At 62.4% G+C, this 13,163-nt stretch carries 10 protein-coding genes and 1 pseudogene; 6 read left to right on the top strand and 5 right to left on the bottom strand.

Going from position 1 to position 13,163, the window contains the following annotated elements; all coding sequences use genetic code 11:
* Positions 1-616 precede the first annotated feature (616 nt).
* Both glnA and FJ972_RS18445 read right to left on the bottom strand, forming a co-directional pair.
* Positions 617-2,026, bottom strand: coding sequence for a type I glutamate--ammonia ligase (gene glnA, locus FJ972_RS18450; protein ID WP_140527990.1), 1,410 nt, complete (start codon positions 2,024-2,026; stop codon positions 617-619).
* 58 nt (positions 2,027-2,084) lie between these two features.
* The gene (locus FJ972_RS18445; protein ID WP_006205430.1) at positions 2,085-2,423 is read right to left on the bottom strand and encodes a P-II family nitrogen regulator; all 339 of its coding nucleotides are present in this window, start codon (positions 2,421-2,423) and stop codon (positions 2,085-2,087) included.
* Between the two features lie 335 nt (positions 2,424-2,758).
* On the opposite strand from FJ972_RS18445, the gene FJ972_RS18440 reads away from it, so the two are divergent.
* A complete protein-coding gene (locus FJ972_RS18440) occupies positions 2,759-4,288 on the top strand; it encodes an NAD(P)H-hydrate dehydratase (protein WP_140525512.1) in 1,530 nt (509 codons plus the stop codon).
* A 17-nt stretch (positions 4,289-4,305) separates the two neighbouring features.
* Here the strand turns inward: FJ972_RS18440 and FJ972_RS18435 are convergent, their stop codons facing one another.
* Positions 4,306-5,838 (bottom strand): acyl-CoA carboxylase subunit beta, encoded by a 1,533-nt coding sequence (locus FJ972_RS18435; RefSeq protein ID WP_140501306.1) that lies wholly within the window; start codon positions 5,836-5,838, stop codon positions 4,306-4,308.
* A 398-nt stretch (positions 5,839-6,236) separates the two neighbouring features.
* Here FJ972_RS18435 and FJ972_RS18430 point away from each other — a divergent pair, with 398 nt between their 5' ends.
* Positions 6,237-7,652 (top strand): DEAD/DEAH box helicase, encoded by a 1,416-nt coding sequence (locus FJ972_RS18430; RefSeq protein WP_140525511.1) that lies wholly within the window; start codon positions 6,237-6,239, stop codon positions 7,650-7,652.
* Between the two features lie 106 nt (positions 7,653-7,758).
* Here FJ972_RS18430 and FJ972_RS18425 read toward each other — a convergent pair.
* Both FJ972_RS18425 and FJ972_RS18420 read right to left on the bottom strand, forming a co-directional pair.
* A pseudogene (locus tag FJ972_RS18425) lies at positions 7,759-8,732 on the bottom strand (alpha/beta hydrolase).
* 93 nt (positions 8,733-8,825) lie between these two features.
* Entirely contained in the window at positions 8,826-9,647 is an 822-nt protein-coding gene (locus FJ972_RS18420) for an SDR family oxidoreductase (protein WP_140501312.1), read from the bottom strand.
* 229 nt (positions 9,648-9,876) lie between these two features.
* Here FJ972_RS18420 and FJ972_RS18415 point away from each other — a divergent pair, with 229 nt between their 5' ends.
* The 4 genes from FJ972_RS18415 (at position 9,877) to FJ972_RS18400 (ending at position 13,153) form a co-directional block, all read left to right on the top strand.
* On the top strand, positions 9,877-10,911 hold the full coding sequence (locus FJ972_RS18415) for a cysteine synthase A (RefSeq protein WP_140501314.1): 1,035 nt from the start codon (positions 9,877-9,879) through the stop codon (positions 10,909-10,911).
* On the top strand, positions 10,911-11,654 hold the full coding sequence (locus FJ972_RS18410; protein ID WP_140515436.1) for an alanyl-tRNA editing protein: 744 nt from the start codon (positions 10,911-10,913) through the stop codon (positions 11,652-11,654). Before FJ972_RS18415 ends, FJ972_RS18410 begins: the two co-directional genes overlap by 1 nt.
* Positions 11,655-11,735: 81 nt before the next feature.
* The gene (sseA, locus tag FJ972_RS18405; protein WP_140525510.1) at positions 11,736-12,587 is read left to right on the top strand and encodes a 3-mercaptopyruvate sulfurtransferase; all 852 of its coding nucleotides are present in this window, start codon (positions 11,736-11,738) and stop codon (positions 12,585-12,587) included.
* A gap of 2 nt (positions 12,588-12,589) precedes the next feature.
* Positions 12,590-13,153 carry a GNAT family N-acetyltransferase gene (locus FJ972_RS18400; protein WP_140501320.1) on the top strand — a complete coding sequence of 188 codons (564 nt, stop codon included), beginning with the start codon at positions 12,590-12,592 and terminating at the stop codon, positions 13,151-13,153.
* The last annotated feature ends 10 nt before the right edge of the window (positions 13,154-13,163 follow it).

Raw genomic sequence — 13,163 nt, 5'->3', positions numbered from 1 at the left:
CTTGGCGCCGGGCCGCAGGCTTCGAAATCCTCGAAAAAGCCCGGAAATCCGGCCATTCCGGCAAGAATGCCTGTCGACCGATCCTTTCATAAGCCCCTGTTCATACACCAAAATCGACCGTCTCGACGCCCGGCAGGCGACATTGACAGGCTGCGGCGCAACATGCGTATTCGCAGGCATTGGGGGATACGCCAAGCGGTGCTGTTCGAACGGGGCGGGGTTTCTTGAACGACAGCATTGGCGGGGGCGCCGGACGAGCGGGCATTGCAGCCTGAGGCAGTGTGCCGCTCGCTCCTGGCTTATCCCTTTACTTGCAAAAAGCGCATGCCGGATCGCCTGGCCGCCCAGCTTGGCTGGCTCAAGCCGGTCTGTGCCTCAGCGCAATCGACACGTGTGACGTGACCAGCCGACGGAACCTCAGCAGCCGGTGCGCCTTTCCAGTCGCTGGATCGGGCAGCATCCGATCGAACGCGTCGGTGTCCGCGGATTTGGCTGAATGGAAGCCTCGATGTGTGCAAACAAAGGGGCCGGAAGAGGTTCATCTTCCGGCCCCGCATTTGCAGGCTGAATTGAAGCCGCTGGATCCGGGTTGCGCCGGGTCCAGGGAGATCAAAAATCAGACCGAATAGTACATGTCATATTCGACGGGATGCGGTGTCATTTCGAAGCGCATCACCTCGGCCATCTTCAACTCGATGTAGCTGTCGATCTGGTCGTCGTCGAAGACGCCGCCGGCCTTCAGGAAGCCGCGGTCCTTGTCGAGGCTCTGGAGCGCTTCACGCAGCGAGCCGCAGACGGTCGGGATCTTCTTCAGCTCCTTCGGCGGCAAATCGTAGAGATCCTTGTCCATCGGCTGGCCGGGATGAATCTTGTTCTTGATCCCGTCGAGGCCGGCCATCAGCATGGCGGCAAAGGCGAGATAGGGGTTCGCACCCGGATCGGGGAAGCGGACCTCGACGCGCTTCGACTTTGGCGACGAGCCGAACGGGATACGGCAGGACGCCGAGCGGTTGCGCGCCGAATAGGCGAGCAGCACCGGCGCCTCGTAGCCCGGCACCAGACGCTTGTAGGAGTTGGTCAGGGGGTTGGTGAAGGCGTTGATAGCCTTGGCGTGCTTGATGATGCCGCCGATATAGAACAGGCAGCTTTCCGAGAGACCGGCATACTCGTTGCCGGCGAAGGTCGGCTTGCCGCCTTTCCAGATCGACTGGTGGACATGCATACCCGAGCCGTTGTCGCCGAAGATCGGCTTCGGCATGAAGGTGGCGGTCTTGCCGTAGGCATTGGCGACCTGATGCACGACATATTTGTAGATCAGCATCTTGTCGGCGTTGCGGACCAGCGTGTCGAACTTGATGCCGAGTTCGTGCTGGGCCGCGGCCACTTCGTGGTGATGCTTCTCGACCCGCACGCCCATCTCGGCGAGCACGGTCAGCATCTCGGAGCGCATGTCCTGCGCCGAATCGATCGGCGGCACCGGGAAATAACCGCCCTTGACGCGCGGACGGTGGCCGAGATTGCCGGTTTCGTAGTCGGTGTCGTCATTGGACGGCAGTTCGGTGGAATCGAGCCTGAAGCCGGTGTTGTAGGGATCGGCTTTGTACTTGACGTCATCGAAGACGAAGAACTCGGCTTCCGGGCCGACATAGATGGTGTCGCCGATGCCTTCCGACTTCATGTAGGCCTCGGCCTTCTTGGCAGTGCCGCGCGGGTCGCGGTTATAGGATTCGCCCGAAACCGGATCGAGGATGTCGCACAGGATGACCATGGTCGACTGAGCGAAAAACGGATCCATATGGACCGTTTCAGGATCGGGCATCAGCACCATGTCGGACTCGTTGATCGCCTTCCAGCCGGCGATCGAAGAACCATCGAACATCACGCCATCGGCGAACATGTCTTCCTCGACCTCGATGACATCCATCGTCACGTGCTGCAGCTTGCCCTTCGGGTCGGTGAAGCGCAGGTCAACGAATTTCACATCGTTGTCCTTGATCTGCTTCATGATGTCTTTGGCTGTCGTCATGTCATGTATCCCTGTGTGACGTTTTTTAATAATGACGTTTCGGAAGATGGGCGAGGCGTCAGACGGCATCCATGCCGGTTTCGCCGGTGCGGATGCGCACGACTTCCTCGATGTTGGAGACGAAGATCTTGCCGTCGCCGATGCGCCCGGTCTGGGCCGCCTTGCGGATGGCTTCGATGGCGCCTTCGACCGCATCGTCGCCGAGCACGACTTCGATCTTCACCTTGGGCAGGAAGTCGACGACATATTCGGCGCCGCGATAAAGCTCGGTGTGGCCCTTCTGGCGTCCAAAACCCTTGGCCTCCGTCACGGTGATGCCTTGCAGTCCGGCCTCCTGAAGCGCTTCCTTCACTTCGTCCAGCTTGAATGGCTTGATGATCGCTTCGATCTTTTTCATGTAAAAAGTGGCCTCCACTGCCAAAAAAACGGGTTGTGAGCCCCCGCTTGCGCCTCCATCAAGCACGAATTGTGCCAATTGGCGGGATTTCAAGCGGTGTCATTCGATTCCAGAACCATGCCGCACGAAGATGCAAATTCGCATCGTTCACTGCATCCAGCGCGCGACGGATGGCTGCAAACCTACGCGGCGTCGGTGTTTATGTCTGCCCGATATTTAGGCGTATTGTTTATTTGGTAGGCATTGCTCAGCTTGGCTGGGACCGCGCCAACTCCTCTGCGTTTGCGTCGAGCCGAAAACTGGACAATGCTTGATCGAATGCGGATCGGCAATCCATGAGCAACGAACTTCTTTCTCCCGAGGAGATGAGCGAGGCGGATCGGTTGACGATTGCCGCCGGCGCAATCGACGGCATCGGCCTGATGCGCCGTGCAGGCGAAGCCGTCGCGGCCGAAATTTTCAGGCGCTATCCGGCGGCGAAGCGGGTCCATGTGCTTTGCGGTCCCGGCAACAATGGCGGCGATGGCTATGTCGTGGCCCGCTGCCTGGCAACCGCTGGTGTCGACACGGTGGTGTGGGCGTCGGGCACGCCGAAGCCGGGCAGCGATGCCGCGCTCGCCGCCGGTGAATGCCCGGTCAAACCTCGGCCGCTGGCGAATTTCGCGGCCGAAGCCGGCGCTGTCGTCGTCGACGCTCTTTACGGAGCAGGGCTGTCCAAACCGCTGTCCGGTGAAGCGGCGAGAACGGTTGGCATTGTGGCAAGCCTGGCCTTGCCGGTCGTCGCGGTCGATCTGCCATCAGGCGTTTCCGGAGGCAGCGGCCAAGTGCTCGGCCAGGCTTTTCGCGCTGGGGTCACCGTCACCTTCGCACGCAAAAAGCCTGGCCATCTTCTGCTCCCCGGGCGCAAGCTGTGCGGGGAGGTCGTGCTGGCCGATATCGGCATCACCGACGGTGTCATTGCGCGGATTCGACCCCAGGCGTTCGAGAACACGCCGGCGCTTTGGCTCGACGTTTTTCCGATTCCGGGTGTCGATACGCACAAGTACAAGCGCGGCCATGTCGGCGTCTTTTCCGGTGGCCCGAATGCCACCGGCGCGGCGCGGCTTGCGGCGCTTGCCGCGGCCCGTATCGGGGCAGGAGCGGTGACGGTCCTATCCCCGGCGAACGCCATGCAGGTGAATGCCGCGTATCTGACCTCGATCATGCTGCGCAAAGCAAATGACAGCGCCGACATCGACGCCTTCATCGGCGAACGCCGGCCCTCCGCTCTTGTGCTGGGCCCTGGCTTCGGTGTCGGTGAAAGAACGCGGAATTTTGCTCTCACGCTGCTTGCCGCTGGCCAGCAGCGGAACGTTTCCGCCTCGGTCGATGGTCTGGTGTTCGACGCCGACGCGATCACCTCGTTTCGCGAGAAGCCGGATGCCCTGTTCGAAGCCTCGCGCCAGCCGGGCGCGCCGTCGCTGGTGATGACGCCGCATGAAGGCGAGTTCGCCAGGCTGTTTGCTGACATCGCGGGTGGCGCCGTTTCGTCCAAGTTGGGCAGGGCTCGTATGGCCGCCACCCGTGCCAATGCCGTGATCGTCTATAAGGGCGCCGACACCGTAATCGCTGCTCCCGATGGCAGGGCTGCGATAAACTCCAATGGTGCGCCGTGGTTGGCAACCGCCGGCTCGGGCGATGTGTTATCGGGCCTCGTGGCCGGCTTCCTGGCGCAAGGCATGCCGGCCTTCGAGGCGGCGTGCGCGGCGGTGTGGATCCATGCCGAGGCCGGCAGCCGGTTCGGGCCGGGGCTGATCGCCGAGGACTTGCCGCTGGCGCTGGTGCCGGCGTTGCACGAACTGGTGGCGGCTCGCGGCGCGCGCTGACCGGCTCGACATTCAGCTCACAGCGGAATGTTGTCGTGCTTTTTCCAGGGGTTCTGCATGTCCTTGTTGCGCAGCATCCGCAGCGCGCGGGCAATGCGGCGGCGGGTCGAATGCGGCATGATCACCTCGTCGACATAGCCGCGCTCGGCGGCGACGAAGGGTGACAGGAAGCGGTCTTCGTAAGTCTTTGTATGGGCAGCGATCTTTTCGGCGTCTCCGATGTCCTTGCGATAGATGATCTCGACCGCGCCCCTGGCGCCCATCACGGCGATCTGCGCCGTCGGCCAGGCATAGTTCATATCGCCACGCAGGTGTTTCGAAGCCATCACGTCATAGGCGCCGCCATAGGCCTTCCTGGTGATGACGGTGATCTTCGGCACGGTCGCCTCGGCATAGGCGAAGAGCAGTTTGGCGCCGTGCTTGATCAGCCCGCCATATTCCTGCGCCGTGCCCGGCAGGAAGCCCGGAACGTCGACGAAGGTGACGATCGGAATCGAAAAACAGTCGCAGAAGCGCACGAAGCGCGCCGCCTTGCGGCTGGCGTCGGAATCGAGCACGCCGGCCAGCACCATGGGCTGGTTGGCGACGAAGCCGACCGTGCGGCCTTCAATACGTCCGAAGCCGGTGACGATGTTCTTGGCGAAACTTTGCTGGATCTCGAAGAAATCACCCTCGTCGGCGACTTTCAGGATCAGCTCCTTGATATCGTAAGGCTTGTTGGCGTTGTCGGGGATCAGCCGGTCGAGCGACAGATCGTGATCGGTGACCGACTGGTAGCATTCAATCTCGGGAATCTCCGATGTGTTCGAGGCCGGCAGCAAATCGACCAGCCGGCGCATCTGCAGCAGTGCTTCGACGTCGTTGTCATAGGCGCCGTCGGCGATCGAGGATTTCGTCGTGTGAACGGAAGCGCCGCCGAGGCTCTCGGCGGTCACCGTCTCGTTGGTGACGGTCTTCACCACGTCCGGTCCAGTGACGAACATGTAGGAGGTGTCGCGCACCATGAAGATGAAGTCGGTCATGGCCGGCGAATAGACGTCGCCGCCAGCGCAAGGCCCCATGATCACGGAAATCTGCGGAATGACGCCCGACGCCAGCACATTGCGCTGAAAGATCTCGGCGTAGCCGCCGAGTGCAGCCACGCCTTCCTGGATGCGGGCACCGCCAGCATCGTAGAGGCCGATGATCGGCGCGCGGTTGCGCAGCGCCATCTCCTGCACCTTGATGACCTTTTCGGCATGCGCTTCCGACAGCGAGCCACCGAACACGGTAAAATCCTTGGCGAAAAGGTAGACGGGACGGCCGTTGACGGTGCCCCAGCCGGTGACAACGCCATCGCCGGCGATCTTGGTCTTTTCCATGCCGAAGTCGGTCGAACGGTGCTCGACATACATGTCGAACTCCTCGAACGAACCCTCGTCGAGAAACACCTCGATGCGTTCGCGGGCGGTGAGCTTGCCCTTCTTGTGCTGCGCGTCGATGCGAGCCTGACCGCCGCCCATGCGGGCGATCTCGCGACGACGCTCGAGTTCCTTCAGCACGTCCTTCATTCTCGATCTCCTGCGCGGGCTGCTTTGTGGTAATGATGCCCGCAGGTGAGCGCAAGCGTCGCTTTTTCGAGGCGTTTTGTTGCGCTGCAACATGATGCCCTTGCATTTCAGAGCGAACTCAGCCATATGCACGGCATAGGCGCTTGGGCCGGACCGATCCGGCCTTCTCCTCGAATGAGACTGGTTGCGTCTGTTTTCCCTCTTTCCTGCTGATCGGCCCCGATTGGTTAGCAAGGTGGCGAAAAAGCCCCGTGGCATGATGCCTGCGGGCACGACAGCGCAGCCGCGCGGACGAACACGTCCGCCGCCTTGTCGTTCCATGACAATTGATTCGACGGCAGGTTGCGCCCTGCCGCCATTGATGTTTGCGGCCAGAGGCCGCGTGAAAGAAGAATATTTTGACCAACGAAAATACTTTGCCCGGTATGGACACTGGAGAACTCTCCGGTTTCGCAGCACTGGGAATCACGGGTGCGCTGCTCAAGGCCACCCATGCCGCCGGCTTCACCGATCCGAAGCCGATCCAGACTCAGGCGATCCCGCCGCAGATGGAAGGCCGTGACATTTTCGGCATCGCCCAGACCGGCTCCGGCAAAACCGCGGCCTTCGCGCTGCCGATCCTGTCGAAGATCATTGCGCTCGGCACCAAGCGCCGGCCGAAGACGGCACGCGCGCTGATCCTGGCGCCGACTCGCGAACTCGCCGTGCAGATCGAGGACACCATCAAGATCCTCGCCAAGGGCGCGCATGTCTCGACGGCGCTCGTGCTGGGCGGCGTCTCGCGCTTCAGCCAGGTGAAGAAGGTTGCGCCCGGTGTCGACATCCTGATCGCCACGCCCGGCCGGTTGACCGATCTGGTGCGCGAAGGCGACCTCATGCTTGCCGACACCAAATGGCTGGTGCTCGACGAGGGCGACCGCATGCTCGACATGGGCTTCATCAATGACGTCAAGCGCATCGCCAAGGCGACCGCGCCGGACCGTCAGACGGTGCTGTTCTCCGCGACTATGCCCAATGAAATCGCCGAACTGGCGAAAGGCCTGCTGAAGAACCCGATCCGTGTCGAAGTCGCGCCGCAAAGCACGGCGGCGGCCGAGATCGTGCAGAGCGTCGTCCTTGCCCGCACCAAGCAGAAGCGCCAAGTGCTGTCGACGATGCTCGCCGACGAGGCGATGAAGTCCGTCATCATCTTTTCGCGCACCAAGCACGGCGCCGACCGGGTAACCAAGGACCTCGAGCGAGACGGCTTCAAGGCCGCTGTCATCCACGGCAACAAGTCGCAGAATGCGCGGCAGAAGGCACTGAACGATTTCCGCGAGGGTTCGGTGCGCATTCTGGTGGCCACCGACATCGCCGCGCGCGGCATCGACGTGCCCGGCATCAGTCATGTCGTGAATTTCGACCTGCCTGATGAGGCGGAGAGCTATGTCCACCGCATCGGCCGCACCGGCCGCAACGGCCGGGACGGCATTGCGATTACGCTCTGCGATCCGTCCGAGAACAGCAAGCTGCGCCAGGTCGAACGCATCATCCGCGCCAAGCTGCCTGTTGTCGCCGACCATCTCGGCAGCCCCGATCCGCAGCGCAACCCGGCTGAGAAGAACGAGCGCTACGAGCCTGCCAATGACCGAAACGACCGCAATGGCCGTCGCGACGGCAGGCGGCCAGGCGGCCAGAGCAACGGCTCCGGCAAGAAGCGCTTCGGTGACAAGCCGGCCTTCGCTGGCGACCGCAAACCGGAAGGCGCCAAGCCCTTCAAGGGCAACAATAAACGCCGCTTCGGCGGCAAGCGGCCCGCGGCGCGGGCCGCGTAGGCAGGCCGCTTCGCATTGGCCGGGCAGTGCCCGGCTGGACCAACCAGCGACAAGAAAGGGCGACCGCGACGATCCTGCGGTCGCCCTTTCTGTCTGGAAAATCTGGCTATTTCACCACCGCCTCGATCCAAACGGCAATTCTTTGTGCAAGGAAGGTCGTGGTCGATGGCGACAGGGCGTCGCCGGCGATGACGTGGTTGTCGGGATCGCCGGTATCGTCGACCGGAACCATCTCGTGCGGCGCGCCCCAACGCCCGGCGATTTCACGCGTGCGGTCAGGCCGCACCACGCTGTCCGAATCCGAAAAGATGAAGAGGGCAGGGACCTTCGCTTTCTCCACCGGCGCGCCATAGGCAAGTTCCGTCAGCGCCTGCATTGGCAGCGTCGCGGCAAGGGGATAGCTGGTGGTCCAGAATTTCTCGTGCAGTGCGTTGCGCGGCATGAAGCTGCGCTCCTTGCCGGCGACGAGTTCGGCGATTTGTTTGCCCCATCGCATGGTCAGATCCCGGCGCCGGACGCCTTGACGCCGAAATTCGGTGAGATGAACGCGATCGCCGCCACGCCGTCCGAAGCACCCGGTTGTGTTGCCGCCCAGGCCGCCAGCGAGCCGCCGGTCGAGGTGGAGATGACGATCACCTTGTCGCCGATGGCCCGGCCGATCGCGAGCGCCTCCTCATAGTCGTTGATCCAGGCATTGAGGCTGCCTTGCGTCATGGCCGCGCCATCCTGCCCGTGGCCGGTGAGGCGGGTGAAGAACAGATTGGCGTCGAGTTGGTCGGCAACCTCGTCGGGCAGCGGGCGGAGCTCGCCCTTCGACGCCGAAAAGCCGTGGATATAGACGATGGACAGCCGTGTCCTGGCATGCACCATCGGATTGGCCCAGATGATCTCTTTCTCCAGCCCGTCACGGATGCCGGATATCGCCGCTTCCGTCCTGGCCACATAGGCCTGCGGATCGTCGCCGATTGCGGATGGATCGAAGCGGATCGTGGTGTCGACGGGAACCCGCGGGCCGAGCACGAAGGCCAGTGCGAGGATGGCGACTAACCCCAGCACAGCAAGCACGATTCGTCGCCCCATCGCAGACTCCAAACGCAACAACAACAAACCTACGGCGGTGGCGGGGAACAGGCAACGACGGGCCCGGCGATGAAGCCGCCGATCCGCTGGCTTCTATTCGCTCGGCGGCTTGCGGTCGTAATTCAGCGGCCGTGCCTTCCAGCTCGTCATGAGGCTGATCACGCCTCGGTACACCGGTCTCGGCAACAGGCTGAGCAGCTTCAGGGGCCAGCTCGTCCGGCGCGGGAACGTGACCTCGAAGCCGCCGGATTTGATACCCCGCACCATGCGCCGCGTCGCTCGGCTGACGGGCATCAGTCCCGGCATGGGCAGCATGTTCTTCTCGGTCAGCGGTGTGTCTATGAAGCCCGGGTTCATGACCTGGACGCGCACGTTCATCTTGTCGAAATCGTATTTCAGCGATTCGGCCAAGATGTTGATCGCCGCTTTGGTGCCGCCATAAGCGGCGGTCGTCGGCCAGCCGAAATAAGCGGTGACCGAGCCGACCAGCACAATATGACCGCGCGCCCGCACGCGCATGCGTTCGACGACCGGCACAAGCCCGTTGATGATGCCGAAATAGTTGACCTCGAAAGACCGGCGAAAATCGCTGACGACGAGAGCCTCGCCAGGCGTGGAAATGTAGTTGCCCGCGTTTAAGACGGCGAGCACGATGGGGCCAAGCTCGTTCTCGATTGCAGCGACGGTTCTTGCCATGCGCGGCTCGTCGGTCACGTCGCAGGGAAAAGCCTTGACCTTGCCTGGCATCTGCGCGGTCTCGACAATCAGCGTGTCGATGGGATCGCCATCGGGTGCCGTTACGGCCACCGCATAGCCCTGGGACGCAAGGTCCCTGGCCAGCGAACGGCCGATGCCGCTGCTGCCTCCCGTGACCCAGGCGACGCCATGCTTCGGGTCGGCCCGATAGAGTGTCATGCTGCGCCCCCGTCGAATTGTTCTTGGCTTTTGCTCTAACCGCGAAGAAATCGAATGAAAAGAGCGGTTTTCGACGCCGGCCGCAAATGAACAACGCGGATAGGCCCGGCACCAAGGTGACGCCGGCGCAAATGCAGTACGGAAAATGCGACTGGACCAGGCAAATTCTTGCCTTGAAACCGAAGCTTCGGGTTTCTAGGGTTTCGCGCAGCTACACAAGGACTCCCGAATGCCCCGCTCCGTGATCGACGCTATCGGCAACACGCCATTGATCCGCCTCAACAGGGCTTCGGAAGAAACCGGCTGCGAGATCCTGGGCAAGGCCGAATTCATGAATCCAGGACAGTCGGTCAAGGACCGCGCCGGCCTGTTCATCATCCGCGATGCCGAAGAGCGTGGGCTGCTCAGGCCGGGCGGCGTCATTGTCGAGGGCACGGCCGGCAATACGGGCATCGGGCTGACGCTGGTCGCCAAGGCGCTCGGCTACCGCACCGTCATCGTCATTCCCGAAACGCAGAGCCAGGAGAAGAAGGACACGATCAAGCTGCTCGGCGCCGAGCTGATCGAGGTTCCGGCCGTGCCGTACAAGAACCCCAACAATTACGTGAAATTGTCGGGGCGGCTGGCTGAGCAAATGGCGCGTTCGGAGCCGAACGGCGCTATCTGGGCCAACCAGTTCGACAATGTCGCCAACCGCGACGGGCACATCCGCACCACGGCGCAGGAGATCTGGAGCCAGACCGGCGGCAAGGTCGACGGCTTCGTCTCGGCGGTCGGCTCGGGCGGAACGCTGGCCGGCGTCGCTTTCGGACTGAAGGCGAAAAGCAAGGACGTAAAGATCGCTCTCGCCGATCCGCTGGGCGCTGCGCTCTACAGTTTCTATACCAGCGGTGAGCTGAAATCCGAGGGCAGTTCGATCACCGAAGGCATCGGGCAGGGACGCATCACCGCCAACCTCGATGGGTTCACGCCCGACTTCTCGTTCCAAATTCGTGATGAGGATGCGTTGCCGATCGTCTTCGACCTGGTCCAGGAGGAAGGCCTTTGCGTCGGCGGTTCGACCGGCATCAACATAGCGGGCGCGATCCGACTGGCGCGTGAACTCGGCCCCGGCCATACCATCGTGACCATTCTTTGCGACTACGGCACACGCTACCAATCGAAACTGTTCAATCCCGAATTCCTGCGCGAAAAGAAGCTGCCGGTGCCCGGCTGGATGGAAGAGAAATCAGATATTTCCGTGCCGTTTGAAAAGGTCGTGTGATGGCGCACAAGACCGAAGCGCTGTTTCGCGACGACGCCTATCTCAGGACGGCCGATGCCGTGGTGGTCGCCGTCAACGAGCGCGGCGGCATCGTTCTGGACCGCACCATCTTCTATGCCACCTCGGGCGGGCAGCCGGGCGATAGCGGCCATCTCCAGCGCGCCGATGGCAGCCGCATCGTCCTGGCCGCTACCATCACCGGGGAAACAAAGGACGAGATCATCCACGTGCCGGCGCCGGAACAAGCCGCGCCTGCGGTCGGCGAGCGCCTGAAGCTCGCAATCGACTGGGAGCGACGTCATCTCTTGATGCGCATGCATGCCGCTTGCCATTTGCTCACCGTCGTCTGCCCGTTTCCGATCACCGGCGCGGCGGTTTCGGAAGACGACAGCCGTGTCGATTTCGACATTCCCGACGCCAGCTTCAGCAAGGAAGACGTGACGGCTGGCCTGATGGGCCTGGTGCGGGCCGATCATCCGATCTTTACCAGGCTGATCAGCGACGAGGAACTGGCCGCCAATCCGGGTCTGGTGAAGTCCAAGAATGTCCGTCCGCCGCTAGGTACCGGCAAAATCCGGCTGGTCTGCATCGGCGAGAATGCTTCGGTGGACAGTCAGCCCTGTGGTGGCACCCATGTCAAAAGCACCGGCGAGATCGGCGAAATCCATATCGGCAAGATTGAGAAGAAGGGGCGTGAAAACCGGCGCTTCCGCATCCGGTTTGGACCGATGCCCCAAACATGATCTCGAAAGCTACGATGTTTTCGGACAAGATCATGCGGCAAGGCAAGACAACGTCTGGTCAATGGCGGCAGGAGAACCACAATGGCTGAAGACAGTCCTTTCACCGTCGACGCTGACTGGTTGCAGGAGCGTTTGGGCCAGCCTGGCCTGACGATTGTCGATGCATCCTGGTATCTTCCGGCGCAAAACCGCGACGCGCGCGCCGAGTATGACGCTGGGCACATTCCGGGCGCCCGCTTCCTGGATCAGGACGCGGTCTCCGATCCGGACGCCGCGCTGCCGCATACGCTGCCGTCGCCGCAGCATTTCGCGCAGTATGTCGGCGCGATGGGCGTTTCGGCAGATGACACGATCATCGTCTATGACGGCGCGGGCTTATTCTCGGCACCTCGGGCATGGTGGATGTTCCGGGTGATGGGCGTCTTCCAGACGTATATCCTTGACGGTGGTTTCGATGGCTGGAAAGCGGCCGGCCGGCCGGTGACGGCCGAACCGACCAAAATCGCGCCCAGCGTGTTCCACGCCGATTTCGACGCCGGCCGGGTCGCCAGCCTTGCCGAGATGCGCCGCATCGTCGAAACCCGGGAAAGCCAGATTGCCGATGCACGCGGGGCAGGACGCTTCACCGGCGCGGAGCCGGAGCCGCGTGCGGGCGTCCGTTCCGGCCATATGCCGGGCGCGCGCAACTTGCCTTATTCGGCGCTGTCGGAAAACGGCGTGCTTCTGCCGAAGGAGCGGTTGCGCAAGGTGGTCGAGGACGCCGGCCTCGATCTGTCGAAGCCTATCGTCACTTCCTGCGGCTCCGGCGTTACGGCGGCGGTGATCACGCTTGCGTTGGAAACGCTTGGCCATACCGACAACAGGCTTTACGACGGCTCATGGACCGAATGGGGCGGTCTCTCCGATACACCAGTCGTGACAGGCAAGGAATGACGATGGAAAACGGCGAGCTGAAGGACATCGAAGTCACGGTGACGTTCCTCGAGATGCATGCGCCACCGGCCGTGTCGCCGCCCATGCCCTACAACCGCCAGGTCGCACTCCTGAAAACTAAAGACATTCCGCTGCATTTCTACCGGTACCTGATGGATCGGGTGGGGCGTAAATGGCACTGGGTCAATGTGCTGAGGCTGGATGACGACGAGCTTTCGGCCGGCATCCACCGCGAGGATCGCGACATCAGGGTGCTCTATCTCGATGGCGCACCCGCCGGTTTTTTCGACCTCAAGCCGCATCTGCCGGAAGAAGTCGAGCTCGCCTATTTCGGCATGATGGAACACGCCACCGGGCAAGGCATCGGCCGCTGGTTCCTGGGATCGGCGATCGCCGCGGCTTGGTCGTATGGACCGAAGCGGGTGACGGTGCAGACCTGCACGCTCGACCATCCTGCTGCCTTGCCGCTCTACCAGAAGCTCGGCTTCGCGCCGGTGGCGCAGAAGAAGGAGACCGTTCACCCTCTGCCCTTCGCCGAGCGCTCGGCCAGCGTCATGCGGCCATAGCGACGCCCTC

Origin of the sequence: Mesorhizobium sp. B2-1-1 (genome assembly GCF_006442975.2) — a bacterium.
GTDB lineage: Bacteria > Pseudomonadota > Alphaproteobacteria > Rhizobiales > Rhizobiaceae > Mesorhizobium.
The sequence above is the reverse complement of the archived record's forward strand: the minus strand, read 5'-3'. Positions and strand labels throughout refer to the sequence as shown.